We start from the raw sequence: 17196 nt of genomic DNA, 5'->3' as shown, positions 1-17196 counted from the left end.
CGGTTACCGCCGCAGCTCGAACGTGGTCGTGCCGATCTTGATCGGCGTGTCGAGCGGGACCTGGGTCGGGACCGTCACGCGGCGGCCGTCGAGGAACGTGCCGTTCGTGGAGTCGAGATCCTGGATCATCCACTCGTCGTTCCAGAGGAGCAGGCGGGCGTGGTGGGTGGAGGTGTAGTCGTCGCGGATGACGAGGTTCGACTCGCTGGAGCGGCCGATGGTGATCGGATCGCGGCCGAGCGGCAGTTCGGTGCCGGCGCGTTGCCCGGAGGTGATGACGAGACGACGGGCGGTCTGCACGCTCGCGTTCGTGTGTCCGCCGGCTCGATTGGCGCCGGAGGGCAGCGACGAGACCGGTGCGGGCTTCATCACCGGCTCGGTCGAGCCTGCGGGTGCGACTCCGGCGGGAACGGGAGCGGGGGCGCTCGCCGCGGGGGAGGCGGGGAAGGGAGAAGGGGCGCTCGCCGCCTGCGATTCCGGCAGCTTGCGGACGCGCTGGCCGAACAGGTCGGTGCGCAGCGCGTACACGATCCCGAAGACGAACAGCCAGAGCAGGAGGAGGAAGCCGAACCGCAGCACCAGCAGGGTCAGCTCGCTGGGGTTCACGTGGGGCTCCAGAAGCCGCCGGCATCGTGGCGGCGCGTGGCGTCATCCACTCGCCCCCGCGGCGCGGCGGCCGCCTGCGGCAGCACGCGGAACACGATGCGCGTGCGCCCGAGGGTGATGACCGACTCCGGTTCGAGGATGGCCTTCTTCAGCGGCTGGCCGTTGAGTTTCGTGCCGTTCGTGGAACCGAGGTCTTCGACCTGGGCGCGGTGTCCGTCCCAGGTGATCAGAACGTGCTTGCGGGAGATGCCGGTGTCGTCCACGGTGATGTCGGCCTCGGCGCCACGGCCGACCACGGTGCGCGAGTGGGCCAGCGGGTAGTGCCGGCCGTCGACGTCGAGCACAGGGGTCCAGGCGACATCGCCCTTGACGTTCTCGGAATCGACCTGCAGCATCCCGACGCTCAGGTCGGTGTCCTCTTCGAGGTCGATCGAGATGCCGCCGGCGAACTGGTAGTGCTGTGCTGCCGCGTGCTTCTGCACGAAGTCGACGAGCTCGTCGGTGAGAGCGGCGCCCATCGCGCGCATCCGCTCGTAGTCGTCGTGGGCCATGCGCAGCACGAACCGGTTGGGCGCCAGGACGCGATCCCGCGCGACGACGGCCGCCTTCGTGTCCATCTCCTTGCGCAGGCCGCTGGAGAGCTCGACCGGCTGGAGCCCGGAGCGGAAGGTCTTCGCGAACGCGCCATTGACCGCGCGCTCGAGCCCTCGCTCGAAGTTGTCCAGAATGCCCACAGTCTCCCGCTCCCGGTCCGATGACTACATGCATGTTAGTCGGAACCCTGGGAAACCCACTGGCTATCCGGTGAAGATCAGCCGTCCGGAGGATGCCGCGATTGGTGATGCGTCCGAGCGCCGTGTTAGAGTTCCTGGGTTCGCGCGAGTGGCGGAATTGGCAGACGCGCTGGCTTCAGGTGCCAGTGCCCGCAAGGGCGTGGGGGTTCAAGTCCCCCCTCGCGCACGAACGAAAAAAGGTCGGATCGACGAAAGTCGTCCGGCCTTTTTCCGTAGGCCGTGCCGGATGTCCGCAGATCGTGCAGAGTGAGCCGTATGGAATCCGGCGTCCACCCGACAGCGCGGCATGTGGTGCGCCCATCCGGCCTCCACCGGTTGAGCGCGCGGCCCGCCGTGTGGGTCGACGATCAGGGCGACGAGGTGCGTGACGCGGCCACCTTGGCGCGGCTCGCAGCTCTCCGCATTCCGCCGGCATGGACGCATGTGTGGGCGGCGTCCACCGGCGACGCTGCACTGCAGGCCACCGGGGTGGATGCACGGGGCCGCACGCAATATCGCTACTCACCTGAGGCGGTCGCCCGGGCCGCAGGGCATAAGTTCGGCTCGCTGATGGACTTCGCGCAGACGCTTCCGCAGCTGCGCGAGCAAGTGGACGCCGACCTCCTGCCGGAGGACGGGGTGACCGGGCCCGCCCTCCCGCTCACCGCGGCAGCAGTGCGCCTGCTCGATCAGGGGCTGTTCCGGGTGGGGTCGACGCGCTACGCACGCGACAATCACACGTTCGGTCTGACCACGCTCGCCCGTAAGCACGTGCGTATCGACGGCGATGCCCTCGTCTTCGACTTCGTCGGGAAGGAGCACATCTCGCACCACGTGACGGTGCGGGATGCGCTGGTCTCCCGGGTGATCCGCCGTCGGCTGGAGCGCGACGAGGATGACGACGCCGCGCTGTTCTCCACGGCGGAGCTGCCGTCGCCGCGACGGATCGACAGCGTCACGGTCAACTCGTACATCCACACGCACTCGGGCGCAGCCTCCAGCGCGAAGACGTTCCGCACGTGGGGCGCGACGGTCGCAGCCGCGGCGGTGGCGGGCGGTGCCCGCTTCGAGGTCGCGGGGAAGCGGATCCGGGACGACCTGGCGCCGTTCCACGCGGCGGCGCAGCTCCTCGGTGACACCCTCACGGTCGCCCGCCAGTCGTACGTGCACCCTCAGGCGGTCGCTGTCGGCGCGACCCGGCCGGTTCGGGATGCCGTGTCGGCCGCTTCGACGGCGGCCGGCTCCGATGCGGTGGAGGCGATCCTGCGCGCAGAAGTGCTCAGGAAGGCCGTGTACGAGGGGCTCCTGTCGGCGGAGGAGTGACGGCCTCCCCGCTCGTCGCGGCCCGGCGTTGGAGACTCTCGCTGGCTCGCTCGAGCGGGTGCCTGCCACTGTCTTCCGTCGGCGAACGCGGGGAAGCGGTCCGTCATACATCCGCTCCGTGAGCTGATCTCCCGGCCGAGCTCAATAAGGTCGCGCCTCAATTCGCGACCGCTGTGGAGAACGTCCCGTCCGCGACCGCCTGGCGGACCGTGAGGTAATCCGAGCGGGCCTGCTCGGCGTAGTCGAAGGCCCACTTCACCATGGCGGCATCGAACGTCGTGCCGTTTCCGAGGTACCCCGCTATGAACGGCGCGTCGGGAGACTGCGCGTGGGCGCGAGCGAGCACGGTGCCGCATGCGTCGACGTAATCGGCGAACGGGCGGAAGTCGAGCGTTTCCGTGTCGATCGAGACGTTGTGGTCGCGGAACTGCCGGATGTAGAACGCATGCCCGTCCGTCGTCGCGTGTCCCAGGAACGGATCGCTGACTGCCTGCAGCACCCGCTGGTTACCGACGACGCGGTGGCCGTGCTCGTCGGCGTGGGGGTGGGCGTCGAGCATGGGCGAGCGTCTCGCCGGGGCGCCGCCGAACTCGACTGCGACGGACTCGTTCGCCTCCTTCACCTGCAGCACCAGCGGCTCTCCCGCCGGCCCGGTGAGGACGATGATGTAGCAGCGCGTTCCCACGCTGCCGACGCCGACGACGCGGCGCGCCGCATCCGTCGCCACGTACTGCGACAGCAGGACCGCGATGTCCGTCGGAACAGTGCTGAGGTAGGCGCGAAGGATCCCGAGCACGTTCTGCTCGGTCGTCTCGGGCACATGGGCCTGCCGCGGCGGGTTCTCGATGATGGTCACGGCGCCATCCTCCCCGCGTTGTGTGATCTTGCGTACGACTCGATCGGACGTCCTTCGGGACGCCGCTTCGATCGCACGGTCGAGGACCTGCTGAGAGCTGAGGGCGCGCCGGACACTTCTCACGTCGGCGCGGATGTAATACCGCTCCAGGACGCCGAGCCGCACCATCTGCCGGATGCCGACGCGGTAGGCGGAGGCGGCCTCGAGCGCGACGACTCTGACCTTCGCCTCGCGGAACCCGCGCTGGCGGGCCGCCAGCACGACGCTCACGACGAAGCGCTTCACGTCCCACTCCCACGGCCCGTAGGCCGACTCGTCGAAGTCATTGAGATCGAAGACGAGACTGCGCTCGGGCGAGGCGAAGATTCCGAAGTTGGCGATGTGAGCGTCACCGCAGATCGTCACGTCGATGCCGGTCCGCGGCTCGCCCGCGAGATCGGCCGCCTGGATCGCTGCCGACCCGCGGTAGAACGCGAACGGGTTCGCGGTCATCCGCTCGAGCCGAAGCGGGATGAGCTCTGCGACCCGGTGCAGGTGCTGCCGCTTCAGGACGCCGACGGGGTCGCGATCCGCTGCCGGCAGGTACTCGCCCTGGCGGCTTCGCGGGAGAGCAGACCGGGCGTCCTTGCCGGCCTGGTAGAGGTCGGCGGCGCTGTGGATGGCGTCGTGATCGAGACGGAGATGGCGCTCTTCGACGTTCATCGGCTGCTCCTCTTTCCGAGGCTGTGCGTGGCACCAGCGTAGGCCGACAATCGGCCGGCGTGTCGGGTCGCCGTGAAGATGCTGTCCCCGCCGTGAAGAGGGGCGGCTAGGGTGTGCGTGAATGGGAGGCCGCGTGCGGGTTGGGCAGTGGTTGAGCAGGCACGATCCGGGGTACGGCGCGCTCCGACGGGCGGGTCGCACGGCGATCGTCATGCCCCTGCTGTTCGCCCTGGCCAGCGGTGTCATCCGGAACCCGGACGTGGCCATCTTCTCGGCGTTCGGGTCGTTCGCGATGCTGCTGTTCGTCGACTTCGGCGGCCCGCTGCGTGAGCGGGTGCAGGCGCTCGCGACGGTGGCCGTGGTGGGTGCCGTGCTCATCTGTCTCGGAACACTCGCGTCGCATCCGGTCTGGCTGTCGGCGGTGGCGATGGCGGTCGTCGCGCTGCTCGTGCTGTTCGCCGGGTCGGTCAGCTCGGTGAGTGCGTCTGCCAGCACGTCGCTGCTGTTGGCGTTCATCCTTCCGGTCACGCTTCCGGGGACCGTCGCATCCATCGGGCCACGGCTGCTCGGCTGGGGGATCGCGGCGGTCGTCAGCATCGTCGCGGTGACGGTTCTGTGGCCGGCGCCCGCGCGCGAGCCCCTGCGCCGACCCGCGATCGACGCGATCCGCGCGCTCGCCGCCCGGCTGCGATCCGACACCGCGTATCTGCGCGGCGACACGGATCCCGGCCTCCTGGCCGAGCGCGACCGCACCATCGCCGAGGCGACGGCCGACGTGACGGCACTGCACGAGGCGTTCCTCGCGGCACCGAACCGGCCGACGGGATTGAGCACGCCGGCGCGCACGATCGTCCGCCTGGTCGACGAACTGACCTGGCTCGATTCGGTGATGGCCCAGTTCGAGCGGTACGCGACGAAGCCCTCCGTTGTGTCCTCTCCGACCCACGCGGCCGCCTGGACGGTGAAGAGCGCCGGGGCCGACGTGCTCGACGAGGGCGCGCTCGTGCTGGCGCAGCACGGCGGCGACACCTCCGCTCTGGATGCTGCGCTGCAGCGTCTCGCGAACGCCCGCGCGGACGTCGAGGTGGCGATGCTGACCCAGCCGATCACTCCGGATGCAGGGGAGACCGTCATCGCGGACCTGACCACGACGCTGGATCCGGGCTTCCGCGCGCAAGAACTCTCGTACGCCATCGCGACGGTCGGAACCAACATCTCGCTGACCGCTCGCGCGGAACGCCGCTCGTGGGGGCAGCGGGTGCTCGGCCGGCAGCCGGGCGGCCTGAGCGGACCCGTGGCGGCTGCGGCGGAACGCGCGAGCGGCTACGTCGGCTGGAACTCGGTGTGGCTCCGCAACAGCATCCGCGGGGCGATCGCCCTCGGGCTGGCCGTTCTGCTCGCCAACCTCACCGGAGTCGAGCATTCGTTCTGGGTGGTCCTCGGAACGCTCTCGGTGCTCAGGTCGAACGCCCTCAGCACCGGGCAGACGGTGCTGCGCGGCGTGCTCGGGACCGTGGTCGGTGTCGTGCTCGGCGCCGCCGTCCTCTTCGTCATCGGAGCGAACCCGGTGGTCCTGTGGATCGTGCTGCCGGTGGCCGTCCTCATCGCCGGCGCGGCACCGGCCGTCATCTCGTTCGCCGCGGGGCAGGCGGCCTTCACCGTCGTGCTCGTCCTCCTCTTCAACATCATCGCGCCGACAGGATGGACGGTCGGGCTGATCCGGATCGAGGACATCGCCCTCGGTTGCGCCGTCAGCCTGGTGGTGGGCGCGCTGTTCTGGCCGAGGGGTGCGGCGACCTCGCTGCGCCGGGCGCTCTCGGATGCGTACCGCGAGAGCGTCAGCTACCTCCAGGCGGCGGTCACCTACGGCGTGGGGGAGCGCGACGCGGAGGCGTCCTACGGTGCGCAACTGCGGGCGCAGGAGACGCGCGCGGCCGCCGCGTCCCGCCGGCTCGACGACGCCTTCCGCACCTACCTGGCGGAGCGCGGGGCCAAGCATCGTCCGCTCGCCGAGGTCTCTGCGTCCGTGACCGGGGTCGCGGGGGTGCGACAGGCGAGCGACGCGGTCGCGGAACTGTGGCAGGGGCAGCCGCCGGTCGACTTCCACACGGCCGAGGCGCGTGAGGCACTCACGGCAGCGCTCGACGCACTCGAGAGCTGGTACCGGGAGCTGGCCGCACAGCTCGTCGCGTCCGGTCCCCTGCCCGAGCCGGTGCCGTCGGATCCGACGATGGTGAGCCGCCTTGCGGGAGCGGTGCTCGAGCGCCAGGGCGCATCCACCGACATGCACGACGTGGCGACCGCCGTCCGCATCATCTGGACGGCCGACTACCTGGTGGTGGTCAGCCGGCTGGAGACCGTCATCGTCGCGCCGGTGCAGGTGCTCCGGGACGACGTTTCCCGCTGAACCGGCCCGGGAGGGCGTCGTTCATGCGCGCCGGGGGAGCCGGACGGTGACCACCGCGCCTCCTTCGGGACGGTTGGCCGCATCCACCGTCCCGGAGTGACGCCCCACCACCTCCGAGACCAGGGCGAGCCCGAGCCCGTAGTGACGGGCGCGTTCGTCGCCGGGTTGCGCATCCCGGGCGGTGGCGAAGCGCTCGAACGCACGCGCGTCGACACCCGCCGAGAAGCCGGGGCCGTCGTCGTCGACGGTCAGGATGACGCGGTCACGGGAGGTGGCCACCGTGAGCCGCACGACACTCCGGGCATGGTCGAGCGCGTTGTCGAGCAGGGCGACGACCATCCTGCGCAGGGAGACCGGGGCGCCCGTGACCAGCGCGCCGGACGGGGCCCGCAGATCGATCCGCAGGCCGCGCTCCGCGGCGCGGCCCTCCGCCGACCGGACGACCGCACCGGTCAGCTCGCCGAGATCGACCCCCTCCGCTTCGGCGGTCTGCCGGGGGTCGGCAGCGGTCAGCAGGTCCTGCACGATCTCCGTGAGCGCGCGGCTGTCGTCGACGATCTCGTCGAGACCGGAGCGGACCTCCTCGTCCGTCGCCCCGACCGCGCCGGAGCTGACGCGACGGCGGAGCAGCTGGGCGCGCGTGCTCAGGAGGGTCAGCGGCGTCCGGAGCTCGTGTCCCGCGTCCGCCACGAACCGGCGCTGCAGGGCGAGCGCGTCGGCGAGTGGCCGGATCGACCGGCGGGCGAGCACCAGGCCGATCGCCGCCGCGGCGATCGTCGCGATGAGCCCCGAGGCCACGAGCGCGATGACCAGCCGGCTCAGTTCCTCCTGCTGCTCGCCCAGTCCGTAGGCGACCTGGACCACCTTGCCGCGGCGCACATCCGTCACGGTGAGGTAGCGCTGCCCTCCGGCCTCCACGACGCCGGAGACCGAGCCGCCGTGCTCCGTGACCTGATCCAGGGCGTCCTCATCGGGGAGCCCGGCGGGCATGCCGGGAGACTCCTCCCGGCCGTGCGGGTCGACGACGGTCACGAGGAGGTTGCGGGGCGCGTCGTGCACCGAGTCGACCATCGACGCATCTGCGAGAGCCCGTTTGGCCGCCTCCGCCTGTCCGGCGGAGACCACGGTGTACACGACGACGCCCAGCGCGATGAACAGGCCCACGATGATGAGCGCGAATTGGGCCGCCAGCCGAAGGGAGGCCGAGCGCAGTTCCCGCTCGTCGCCGTGGCTCACGAGAGCGACCCCAGGCGGTAGCCGACTCCCCGGACGGTCTCGATGAGCGACCGGCCGAACTTGCGACGCAGGTGATGCACGTACGTGTCGACCACTCCCGGATCGTCGGCGGCGGCGAACACCTCCTCGAGGAGGACAGCGCGCGAGAACACCAGGCCGGGCCGCCGGGCGAGGAGTTCCAGGAGTGCGGACTCCCGCTCGGACAGGACCGTCCTGCCGCCATCGTCGAGCGTCACCGTCCGGCTGCCCGTATCGAGCCGTCCGCCCGGGAAGCGAACCGTCGGGACGACCGAGGCCGCCCGGCGGGTCAGGGCCCGCACCCGGGCCACCAGTTCGTCGATGTCGAACGGTTTCGCCAGGTAGTCCTCGGCGCCCGCATTCAGCCCGTCGACCCGGTCGGGGGCGGTTCCGAGCGCGGACAGCACGAGGATGGGTGTGGTGACGCCGCTGTCGCGCAGCCGGCGCAGCACATCCAGGCCCTCGATCGCAGGCAGGCCGCGGTCGAGCACCACGACGTCGTAACCGCCGGTGAGGCCGAGGTGGAGGGCACGCTGACCGTCACGGGCCAGCTCGACCTCGAACCCCTCCGAACGGAGGAGGGTGTCGAGCATGCCGGCGAGCCGGCTGTCGTCCTCGGCGATCAGGACGCGCGGCTTTTCGCTCACCTCCGCAGTATAGGAGCCGGCTCCCACCGGGTCCCCGGGCAGCGCGCTCATGCGGCGGGCGCCGGTTGCGCGAACGCCAGCCGCCCCCCGCCGAGGAGCCGGCCGGAAGCGTCGAGAGCCAGGACCCCGCGTGCGCCCGACGCCAGGGCCCAGGGGATGCCGTCCGCTCCCAGCGCGAAGACCGCGGTCGCCAGCACGTCGGCCGTGGTCAGGTCGTCCGCGACGACCGTGGCGCTCAGCAGCGAGCGGGGGGTGGAGCCGTCGCGGCCGTCGACGATGTGCTCGCCCCGCTCGTATGCCCCGGAGGTCGCGACGGCGCCGTCCGTGACGGCCAGGACGGCCAGCATCGCTTCGGGATCATTCGGGGAGCGGATACCGACGCTCCAGGGCCGGCCTTCGCCGGGGCTGCCCGAGACCGCGACATCACCCCCGGCGTTGAGGCAGAAGTCACGCAGGCCGGCCGACGTCAGCACGACGGCAGCGCGCGCGGCCGCCCATCCCTTCACCACACCGTCCAGATCCCAGGTGCCGTCGGCGCAGCGGATGCGGAAGGCGCCCCCCGAAGAGCGAGCAGCGGCCTCGCCGATCGCGACCACCTCCCGGAAGTCGGCGCTGTGTTCGATGCCGCGACCGCCTGACGCGTTGGCCCGGCTCACCTCGCTGTCGGGAAGATAGCGGCTGAAGCGCTGGTCGGCCTCGCGGAGCACCGAAAAGGCGCGTTCGGCGGCGGGTGCAGCATCCACTTCGTCCCGGATGTCGATCGACATCGGGATGCCCATGACGGTCTCGAGGAACCTCATCGCTGGTCGATCGCCGACTGGAGCGACTGGATGTAGCCCTCGGACGTGTACGTCGCCCCCGAGACCGTGTCGATGTTCGCGGACTGGGAGGCGAGTGCCTCCTGCTGCAGGATCGGCAGCGCCTGGTCGTTGATCTCGACATCGCGGCCGCTGCGGTTCGGGTACTGGACGGTGTCGATCGCAGTGATCGTGGTGCCCGAGAAGGTGACCTTCACCTGCACCGCGCCATACCGCGTGTCGATGGCCGAACCGGTCACGGTGGTCGTGGCGGGCGCGGCGGCGGGGGCCGAGGCGGATGAGGACGGCGTCGGTGTCGCGGTGGTGGTCGAGCCGGCGCTCGACGAGCCTGTGCCTGCAGCCGAGTCCGTCGTCCCGCTCGTCCCGGTCGTTCCGTTGGTCGCCGTCGAGTGGACGGACGTGGAGGCTGCCGAGACCTCGCTCGCGCTTCCGTACAGTTTCAGGCCGACCGTCGCGCCCATCGTGACCAGGATGACGGTGAAGAGGACGGTTCCCCGCCAGGATCTGCTGTTCATGACATGCTCAGTTCTTCTCGGTGGATGAAGCGTTTGGGCATCCGGAGCGCACGAAGGGAGGCTTCGACGCGCTCGCCCATCCCTTCCGGGCCGCAGATGAAGGCCTCCCAGTCGTGCAGGTCCGGGATGAGGTGGCGCAGCGACTCCGCGGCGAGCGGGTCGTAACCCAGTTCGGCTCGGCGGCCGACCAACGGGATCACGGTCACCCCCGGCATGTTCTGCAGCTCGCCCAGCAGCGCCAGGTGCCGCGCGGAGCGGGCTCGATAGAGCACGACGGGCTGCGCGCCGCGGCGGACGAGATCCTCGGCCAGTGCGCGGATCGGCCCGATGCCCGCGCCGCCGGCAACCAGGAGCACGCGCGGGCGGCTGGCGCGGTCGGCGGTGAAGCGGCCGAACGGTCCGTCGGCGAAGACCAGCGAGCCGGGCCGGAGCGACGGCAGGCGGCTGGAGTGGTCTCCGAGGGCACCGACGGTGATACGTAGGTACCCGTTCGCCGGGACGGCAGAGACCGAGTAGGGGTGCGCGGTGCCCAGGTGACCCCAGGCGAGGAAGCGGAAGAGCAGGAAGTTGCCGGCCTTCACTCCCATCCGGTCGACCCGCGGGCCCGTGAGCCACACGCTGTTCAGGCCCTCGCCTTCCGGCACCACGGTGACCACGCGCATCCGTCCCCGCCAGGCATCGAGGGTCGGCAGGATGAGTCGCCAGGTCAGCACGGCCGCGGCGGTTCCCAGGTAGAGGGTGATCCAGATCACCCGGTTCCACGGGTCGGCGACGAAGTGCGCACCCCCGCTGAGCTGGTGGAGGAAGGTCAGGAAGATCGACACGTAGGTCGTCAGGTGCAACCAGTACCAGACCTCGTAGGACAGCTTGGCGCGGATGAGTCGCGCACTGCTGATCCCGACCGCGAGGAACGCGATGGTGCCGACGAGAGCGGTGATCATGTCGGGGTACGACTGGAGGATCGAGACGAATTCGTCCCAGGGCGGATTCTTGTCGGCGAGTTCGCCACCGAAGACGAGGAACAGCACGTGCACCACGATCAGGAAGAGGACGGAAGCGCCGAGCGAGCGGTGCCAGGAGACCAGCTTGTCCAAGCCGACGGCGTTCTCGAACCACGGGACGCGGGCGATGAGGAGCACCTGAACGCAGATGAGGAAACCGCCGACCATTCCGCTGAGCTCGCCCAGAGAGGTCAGGGCGTTCGCGGGTGTCGCGCCGAAGCCTGCGGGGACGCTGAGCCACCACATCGCGAGCACGCCGACGACTCCGAGCGCGAGAGCCGCCCGCACGACGCGCGAACCTGAGTGCGGGTGGCCGGCGCGGACCCGGACGCGCCGCACCGGCACCGTCATGCTCGCTGTCTGTCCCATGTCATCCACGATGCAGCCGCATTCTTGGTGGATTCTTACGTGGGCTGGGAGCCGCCTATGGGGAACGTATGGGTTCCTCTTCACGGCCGTCGGCCAGGCCTGCGATGCTGGGGACGTCAAAGGGAGACGACAGTGGACGACAATGCGTTCTTCGAGCGGGCGATCCTCGCCTGGGCGGCGGGACCGGACGACGAGGATGCGGTGCGGCAGTTGCGCGCGCTCTTCTCGGACGACGAGTTCGCCGCGTGGCGGGCATCCCGAGCCGCGTCGCCCCGGGTGGCGGTCGCGGTCGAGCACGACGACGAGCGTGATCGGTACGTCGCCGAGTGGGGCGAGTACGGCCTCCAGGGCACCTCACCGCGATCGTACGAGCAGGCGATCGACGACCTCGCGCCGCACGTCCGCGCGTGGGCGGCGGACTTGCGCGACGCCGCCGCGCGGCTCGGGACCACGCCCGAGCTGGGTGCGCTGGTGACCGAGCTCGCAGGGCTGGACGACGACGCCCTGCGCACGTACCTCCTCGTCCGGGTCTCGTTCGATCGCGGCGCACTGACCTTCCGTCTGGCGGAGTTCGTGGAGGAGGACGGCACGACCACTCAGCGTGCGGTGCCGTTCGCTGACGGGCATCCTCCGGCCGAGATTGACCTGCCGGTGGACGGGCGCATGAAGACGTACCAGTCGAGCACCCGGGGCGACCGCGTCGCCTTCTCGCCGGTCGGCTCCGGTCCGAGCATCGGAGCGACGCTGCGGCAGGAGGATCCGACCGGCGATTTCGATGCCGAATTCCCCCGCGAGGATTTCCGACCCCGTTGACAGACGCCGTACGCCCGGGGAGTATCGCGGAGACAGCTGAAAAGGGTGGTGCCGTGACGACGTCAGGCGTGGATGTGCGGGAGCTCTCCCGAGCGATCTCCGAGCACCAACTCGAGGTGCACGTTCAACCGCAGGTGGATCTGGAAACCGCGGACATCGTCGGCGTCGAGGGACTGGCCCGCTGGACGCACCCGACTCTCGGCGTCATCCCGCCGGACGAATTCGTGGCGCTCGCCGAGGCGAGCGGCCTCATCCATGAATTGGGGTTGTTCGTGCTGCGGGAGTGCTGCCGCATCGGACGGGACTGGCGGACGCGCGGCTTCGACCTCTCGGTCGCGGTCAACGTCTCGCCGCTGCAGCTGGAGACCGACCTCTTCTTCGACGAACTGGAGCGCCAGCTCTCGGAGACCGGCCTTCCCCCTGCCGACCTCATCGTCGAGGTCACCGAGGCTGAACGGATCACCGATTACGGGACGGTCGTCGGGCGGCTGGAAGTCATCCAGCAGTGGGGGGTCACCGTGTCCATCGACGACTTCGGGTCCGGGCATTCTTCGATCGAGCGTGCAGCGGCCGTCCACGCCCGGGAGCTGAAGATCGACCGCAGCCTCATCGCCGCGGGTGACTGGGACGGCGTAGGCGAGGCGGTCGCGCTCGCCAAGAAGGGCGGGATGCGCGTCGTCGCCGAGGGGATCGAGACCCAGGAGCAACTGGAGCGGGCGAAATCGGCCGGCTGCGATCGTGCCCAGGGCTACTTCATCGCCCGCCCGAGCCCCCCAGACGATTTCGAAGAGTGGATGCGTTCGTTCGTGCGCTAAATTTGACCCGTCAGCCGCCCGTAGGCGGCCCAGACCTGAAGGAGACGAGCGGTGCGCCCCAGCGAAGCGGACGACCTGCCCTGCGCCCTCGTCGAGTTGGATTCCGACGGCCTCGTCGTCGACGCCAACCATCTCTTCGAAGAGTGGACCGGGCTCAGCCGTGCAGAGTTGAGCGGGCGGCCCTTCGCCTCCCTGCGTCAGCGGATACCGGCGATCGGCGGCCGATCGGACGGACTCGTGCGACTGGTGAACGTCGACGGCACGTCGCGCGCCGTCCTGGTCGACTCGCGCGAGATCGACGGCGGGCGGCGGCTCGCGCTCGTCGATGCCACCGAGCGAGCCGAGCACGAGCAGGCGCTGATGCGGTCGCAAGTGCTCCAGGAGCGCACGCGGAAGCGGCTCCAACTCATCATCGACTCGTCGATCGCCTTCTCCGCCGCCACCACCGAGCAGGAGTTGGTGGACATCCTGGCCACGACGGTGACCCAGGCATATCAGGCGGAACAGGCCGGTGTCTTCCTGCTCGACGAGCTCGGCTCCTTCGTGCACGCGTCAGGGACCAACCCATTGCAGTCAGTGACAGAGGGTGGCGCACTGGTGACCCGTGCCGTCGGCCTCCACCACGTGCTCACGGTCAGCGGCAGCGACGCCGCCGACGCGGTGACTCCCGTTCTCGGCGATGCCATGCGTGCTGCGGGGGTGGATGCGGTGCTCGCCGCGCCCATCCAGCACGACGACGTTCTCTACGGCGTCTTCGTCGCGTTCTTCCTCCACCCGCGCCAGTTCGACTCCGAGGCCGCCCCGCTGGCCGACGCGCTCGCCGGTCAGGCCGCGCAGGCGATCACCACCTTGCGGCTGCAGCGAAAGCTCGAGCACGCTGCCATGCACGACGAGACGACCGGCCTGCCGAACCGGCGGCGCCTGGAGAATCAGCTCCTGGAGTACGGCGTCGCGAACCCGGCGCTGGTGGCGACGCTGTTCATCGACCTCGACGGCTTCAAGCGGGTGAACGACAGCCTCGGACACCACGTCGGCGATCTCCTGCTCCGCGAAGTCGGCGAGCGTCTCCAGGTCGCTGTGCGCGCCGACGATCTCGTGGCCCGCTACGGCGGAGACGAATTCGTCGTCGTGTGCGAGGTGCCCGAGCCGGCGGCGGCAGCGGATGTCGCTGACCGCATCCGCCGCTCGATCGAAAAGCCTTTCCAGGATCTTCCGCCGGGGTTCCCGATCAGCGCGAGCATCGGCATGTCGCTCGCACGAACCGAGGACCCGGGCTGGAACCCCGACCGGCTCATCCGCGAAGCCGACCACGCGATGTACTCGGCGAAGAACGCCGGTGGCAATCGCGTGGTCGGCACGGCCGCCTGACGGCGGCCCTGGCGCTCAGCTATTGGGACTGGAGTCGCTGACCCGACTCCCTGGCGTCATCGGCCACGTCACCGGCACGGTCGGCGGCCTCCGCCTTGACGGTGTCGACCCCCTCCTGTGCTGTCTCCTTCACCGACTGGACCGCCTCCTGGGCCGGCTCCTTCAGGTTGCCGGCGATCTGCTTGCCGGCGTCGGCAGCCTCCTGCAGAAGGGGCTGAGCTGCATCCTTCGCGGATGCCGCGAGCTCCTTCTCCTTGTTGCTAGCCGGAATGAGGGAGGCGACGAGCGCGCCGACGCCGAAGGCGATGAGGCCCACCGCGAGCGGGTTGCCCTGTGCCTTGTTCACGACGGTTCGGCCGGCGTCGGCGACGGCGGAGCCGGCATCCGACACCGCTCCACCCGCAGAGCTGGAGAGGTCGTCGGCCGATCCCATCACCCGCTCGCTAAGCGAGTGGAAGGCGCCCTTGACCTTGCGGGTCTGACGCTCGGCGATCTTGCTGGGCGTGACCTTGTCGGCCAGTGCATCGACGTCGCCGCTCAGGTTGCGGCGCGTGGCCTCGATTTCGGCGCGGATCGCGTCGGGGTCGTCGCTCATCGGTTCTCCTCGTTTCGCTTCAGTGTTTCGGGGAATTCTTTGACCGTCTCCACGGTCTGGGGGGCACCCTTGACGGTCTCGAGCTGCTTGCGACCGCGCAGGTACAGGATCAGTGCGACGACGCCCCAGATGATGGCGACGATCACCGCGGACCAGGCGTTGCCGACCAGGTAGCCGAGCGCCCACCAGAGGGCGACCGACAGGAAGAACACGGCCATGAGGCCCGCGTAACCCGCGCCGCCCAGCAGTCCGGCGCCCTTACCGGCGCGCGTGACGGTCTGCTTGATCTCGGCCTTCGCGAGCTCCATCTCCTGGCGGATCAGGGTGGAGAGGTCACGACTGACCTCCCCGAGCAGTTCGCCGAGCGAGGTGTTCGCGGCGCGCTCCTCCGACGGGGTGGTGGGCTGATCGGTCATAGCCGGCCCCCGGTGTAGCCGGCTCCGGGAAGCTCGGGCAGCTCGTTCACGTCGTCGCCGTACGGGTCGTCGACGATGCCGGTTCCGGCTCCGCTGACGGTGCCGCCGACTCCGGTGGTGCCGGTCGCGGTGTAGCTCGGGGTGCTGCTGGCGCTCGGGGCGCTGCTGGCGCTCGGGGTGCTGACGGCGGTGTCAGCGGCTGGAGTGCTGCTGGAGCTGCTGCCCGAGTCGTCCCCGCCGCTGGCGAGCGCGCGGGTCAGGCGACCCGCGAGTGCGCCGGCGATGGCGGCCGCCGCAATGAATGTGCCGGGGTTCCGTCGTGCATACGACTTCACCTCGTTGAGGAGCGAACCCGGGTCGCGCTGGTCGAGCCAGCCGGCGATGGAGTGCGTCCGGTCGGCAGCCTGGCGGACCAGGTCGGTTGCGAGGCCGCCCTGCTCTGAGGAGGAGGCCATCTGCTGCAGTTCGTCGCCCACGGAGTGGAGGCCGCTGGCCACCCGCTCCTGCTGCTGGGCCGCTTGGTCGCGCAGCTCCCGCGTGGTCTGGTGGTACAGGTCCTTCGCCTGGAACTTCGCCTCGGCGGCCACGTTCTGGACCTGCTCCTTGGCGGTTCCTGCGACGGCCTTCCCGGCGTCGGCGGCAGACCCGGCGACGCGGCCCGCTTCGTCCTTGACTCCGCCCTGGCTACTTCCGCCTGTTGCGGTTCCCCCGGTGGCCCCTGTGGTGCTGTCCGGCAGCACGGTCTCGGGCAGGCCGGCTTCGGGCTCGAACGCATCGCGTCTGCTGTCGAAGATCGGTGTGTCCGCGGACTGGTCGTCTGACATGGTCATGACTGACGTTTCCTTTCGATGGATGTGTCCGGTTGGATGTGCGGCCTACTGAAGACCCGTGGAGAAGCGGGTACAGCGATTGACATCACCCTCTGTCGGGGGGTACCCCTACGCGTGGGTGTGCCGTGTCGGCGGCCTGGTCTACCGTGTCGGCCATGAATGTCGTCGACTGGCTTCTCGATTCCGACCCCGCGATCCGCTGGCAGGTTCTTGCCGATCTGAGGGATGCGCCTCCCGACCAGATCGCGGCCGAGCGGGCCAGGATTCCGCGCGAGGGCTGGGGAGCGACCCTGCTGGCGGAGCAGGCGGAGGACGGGCTCTGGGACGGCGGAACCTACCGGCCGGGATGGATTCCCCCCGAGCGCGACGGCTTCGATGCGTGGAGCGCAACGCACTTCACCCTGCAGCAGCTGGTCGACTTCGGCATCGATCCGGAGAGCCCGGAGGCGCAGCTGGCCGTCGAACGCGTGCGCGAAAATGTTCGCTGGGAGCACGCCGGCGAACCGTACTTCGACGGCGAGACCGAACCGTGCATCAATGGGGTGACGCTGACGATCGCCGCGTACTTCGGCCAGGGCGGCGATCCCATCGCCCGGACACTGGTCGAATCACGGTTGTCCGACGGCGGCTGGAATTGCTGGGCCGAGTACGGCGCGCGGGTGTCCTCCTACCATTCGACGATCTGCGCGGTGGAGGGATTGAGGGCGTGGGAGCGCGCGGGAGGCTCGGATCCGCGGGTCGCCGAGGTGGCTGCGGCGGGTGAGGAGTACCTCCTCGACCGCGGGCTGTTCCGTCGCCGCTCGGACGGCTCCATCCCCGACCCGCGCATGACGATGCTGTCCTACCCGGTGCGGTGGTACCACGACGTGCTCCGCGGCCTGGAGCACTTCCGCCTGCAGGACCGGCGGGATCCCCGGCTGGCGGAGGCGATCGAACTGGTGCGCGGCAAGGCGGACGCCGACGGGCGCTGGGTGCTCGAGAACCTGCACGAGGGTTCGGTGATCGTCGAGTTCGAGATGGAGGGTTTCCCGAGTCAGTGGATCACGCTGCGTGCGCTGCGGGTGCTCCGGTGGTGGGACGCCGCCTGA

17 protein-coding genes and 1 tRNA gene are annotated in these 17196 nt (G+C 70.1%); 7 read left to right on the top strand and 11 right to left on the bottom strand.

All coding sequences use genetic code 11. The features are described 5' to 3' along the window. Positions 1–3: 3 nt before the first annotated feature. Positions 4–606, bottom strand: a complete 603-nt coding sequence (locus P3F85_RS16105) for an FHA domain-containing protein (RefSeq protein WP_374008857.1) — start codon at positions 604–606, stop codon at positions 4–6. Then, a complete protein-coding gene (locus tag P3F85_RS16100) occupies positions 603–1340 on the bottom strand; it encodes an FhaA domain-containing protein (protein ID WP_374008856.1) in 738 nt (245 codons plus the stop codon). Before P3F85_RS16100 ends, P3F85_RS16105 begins: the two co-directional genes overlap by 4 nt. 142 nt (positions 1341–1482) lie before the next feature. Here P3F85_RS16100 and P3F85_RS16095 point away from each other — a divergent pair. Next, positions 1483–1566, top strand: a tRNA-Leu gene (locus P3F85_RS16095). Positions 1567–1655: 89 nt separating this feature from the next. Beyond that, the gene (locus P3F85_RS16090) at positions 1656–2702 is read left to right on the top strand and encodes a hypothetical protein (protein ID WP_374008855.1); all 1047 of its coding nucleotides are present in this window, start codon (positions 1656–1658) and stop codon (positions 2700–2702) included. 157 nt (positions 2703–2859) lie between these two features. Here P3F85_RS16090 and P3F85_RS16085 read toward each other — a convergent pair whose 3' ends face one another. Beyond that, a complete protein-coding gene (locus P3F85_RS16085) occupies positions 2860–4260 on the bottom strand; it encodes a DUF2252 domain-containing protein (RefSeq protein WP_374008854.1) in 1401 nt (466 codons plus the stop codon). 211 nt (positions 4261–4471) lie between these two features. Here P3F85_RS16085 and P3F85_RS16080 point away from each other — a divergent pair, with 211 nt between their 5' ends. Continuing rightward, on the top strand, positions 4472–6667 hold the full coding sequence (locus tag P3F85_RS16080) for an FUSC family protein (RefSeq protein ID WP_374008853.1): 2196 nt from the start codon (positions 4472–4474) through the stop codon (positions 6665–6667). A gap of 21 nt (positions 6668–6688) precedes the next feature. On the opposite strand, the gene P3F85_RS16075 is transcribed toward P3F85_RS16080, so the two are convergent. From P3F85_RS16075 to P3F85_RS16055, 5 genes are read right to left on the bottom strand one after another with little or no spacing between them, the layout of a single operon-like run. After that, positions 6689–7903 carry a sensor histidine kinase gene (locus P3F85_RS16075; protein WP_374008852.1) on the bottom strand — a complete coding sequence of 405 codons (1215 nt, stop codon included), beginning with the start codon at positions 7901–7903 and terminating at the stop codon, positions 6689–6691. Continuing rightward, on the bottom strand, positions 7900–8568 hold the full coding sequence (locus P3F85_RS16070) for a response regulator transcription factor (protein ID WP_374008851.1): 669 nt from the start codon (positions 8566–8568) through the stop codon (positions 7900–7902). The genes P3F85_RS16075 and P3F85_RS16070 overlap by 4 nt, the downstream gene beginning before the upstream one ends. A gap of 47 nt (positions 8569–8615) precedes the next feature. Continuing rightward, on the bottom strand, positions 8616–9368 hold the full coding sequence (locus P3F85_RS16065) for an FAD:protein FMN transferase (protein ID WP_374008850.1): 753 nt from the start codon (positions 9366–9368) through the stop codon (positions 8616–8618). Next, a complete protein-coding gene (locus P3F85_RS16060) occupies positions 9365–9901 on the bottom strand; it encodes an FMN-binding protein (protein WP_374008849.1) in 537 nt (178 codons plus the stop codon). The genes P3F85_RS16065 and P3F85_RS16060 overlap by 4 nt, the downstream gene beginning before the upstream one ends. Then, positions 9898–11271: a ferric reductase-like transmembrane domain-containing protein gene (locus P3F85_RS16055; RefSeq protein ID WP_374008848.1), complete on the bottom strand. Its 1374-nt coding sequence runs from the start codon at positions 11269–11271 to the stop codon at positions 9898–9900. The genes P3F85_RS16060 and P3F85_RS16055 overlap by 4 nt, the downstream gene beginning before the upstream one ends. Before the next feature lie 132 nt (positions 11272–11403). Here P3F85_RS16055 and P3F85_RS16050 point away from each other — a divergent pair, with 132 nt between their 5' ends. Genes P3F85_RS16050 through P3F85_RS16040 form a run of 3 tightly spaced genes read left to right on the top strand, consistent with a single transcriptional unit; the run spans position 11404 to position 14267 of the window. Then, positions 11404–12084 (top strand): hypothetical protein, encoded by a 681-nt coding sequence (locus P3F85_RS16050; protein ID WP_374008847.1) that lies wholly within the window; start codon positions 11404–11406, stop codon positions 12082–12084. 53 nt (positions 12085–12137) lie between these two features. Further along, a complete protein-coding gene (locus P3F85_RS16045) occupies positions 12138–12899 on the top strand; it encodes an EAL domain-containing protein (protein ID WP_374008846.1) in 762 nt (253 codons plus the stop codon). A gap of 51 nt (positions 12900–12950) precedes the next feature. Further along, entirely contained in the window at positions 12951–14267 is a 1317-nt protein-coding gene (locus P3F85_RS16040) for a diguanylate cyclase domain-containing protein (RefSeq protein WP_374008845.1), read from the top strand. Between the two features lie 19 nt (positions 14268–14286). Here P3F85_RS16040 and P3F85_RS16035 read toward each other — a convergent pair whose 3' ends face one another. From P3F85_RS16035 to P3F85_RS16025, 3 genes are read right to left on the bottom strand one after another with little or no spacing between them, the layout of a single operon-like run. Beyond that, on the bottom strand, positions 14287–14862 hold the full coding sequence (locus P3F85_RS16035) for a DUF3618 domain-containing protein (RefSeq protein ID WP_374008844.1): 576 nt from the start codon (positions 14860–14862) through the stop codon (positions 14287–14289). After that, positions 14859–15278, bottom strand: a complete 420-nt coding sequence (locus P3F85_RS16030; protein WP_374008843.1) for a phage holin family protein — start codon at positions 15276–15278, stop codon at positions 14859–14861. Before P3F85_RS16030 ends, P3F85_RS16035 begins: the two co-directional genes overlap by 4 nt. After that, on the bottom strand, positions 15275–16108 hold the full coding sequence (locus tag P3F85_RS16025; RefSeq protein ID WP_374008842.1) for a hypothetical protein: 834 nt from the start codon (positions 16106–16108) through the stop codon (positions 15275–15277). The genes P3F85_RS16030 and P3F85_RS16025 overlap by 4 nt, the downstream gene beginning before the upstream one ends. 155 nt (positions 16109–16263) lie before the next feature. Between P3F85_RS16025 and P3F85_RS16020 the strand changes: the two genes are divergently transcribed. Continuing rightward, positions 16264–17196, top strand: a complete 933-nt coding sequence (locus P3F85_RS16020; protein ID WP_374008841.1) for a hypothetical protein — start codon at positions 16264–16266, stop codon at positions 17194–17196.

Source organism: Leifsonia sp. T36S-04, from assembly GCF_042465655.1.
In the GTDB taxonomy this organism is placed as follows: domain Bacteria; phylum Actinomycetota; class Actinomycetes; order Actinomycetales; family Microbacteriaceae; genus Leifsonia.
This window is presented reverse-complemented; position numbering and strand designations above follow the sequence as displayed.

Excerpts from the sequence above, each read along its gene's own strand:
- P3F85_RS16090 (WP_374008855.1), top strand. The coding sequence starts at position 1,656 with ATGGAATCCGGCGTCCACCCGACAGCGCGGCATGTGGTGCGCCCATCC.
- P3F85_RS16085 (WP_374008854.1), bottom strand. The coding sequence starts at position 4,260 with ATGAACGTCGAAGAGCGCCATCTCCGTCTCGATCACGACGCCATCCAC.
- P3F85_RS16080 (WP_374008853.1), top strand. The coding sequence starts at position 4,472 with ATGCCCCTGCTGTTCGCCCTGGCCAGCGGTGTCATCCGGAACCCGGAC.
- P3F85_RS16065 (WP_374008850.1), bottom strand. The coding sequence starts at position 9,368 with ATGAGGTTCCTCGAGACCGTCATGGGCATCCCGATGTCGATCGACATC.
- P3F85_RS16060 (WP_374008849.1), bottom strand. The coding sequence starts at position 9,901 with ATGAACAGCAGATCCTGGCGGGGAACCGTCCTCTTCACCGTCATCCTG.
- P3F85_RS16055 (WP_374008848.1), bottom strand. The coding sequence starts at position 11,271 with ATGGGACAGACAGCGAGCATGACGGTGCCGGTGCGGCGCGTCCGGGTC.
- P3F85_RS16035 (WP_374008844.1), bottom strand. The coding sequence starts at position 14,862 with ATGAGCGACGACCCCGACGCGATCCGCGCCGAAATCGAGGCCACGCGC.
- P3F85_RS16030 (WP_374008843.1), bottom strand. The coding sequence starts at position 15,278 with ATGACCGATCAGCCCACCACCCCGTCGGAGGAGCGCGCCGCGAACACC.
- P3F85_RS16025 (WP_374008842.1), bottom strand. The coding sequence starts at position 16,108 with ATGACCATGTCAGACGACCAGTCCGCGGACACACCGATCTTCGACAGC.
- P3F85_RS16020 (WP_374008841.1), top strand. The coding sequence starts at position 16,264 with ATGAATGTCGTCGACTGGCTTCTCGATTCCGACCCCGCGATCCGCTGG.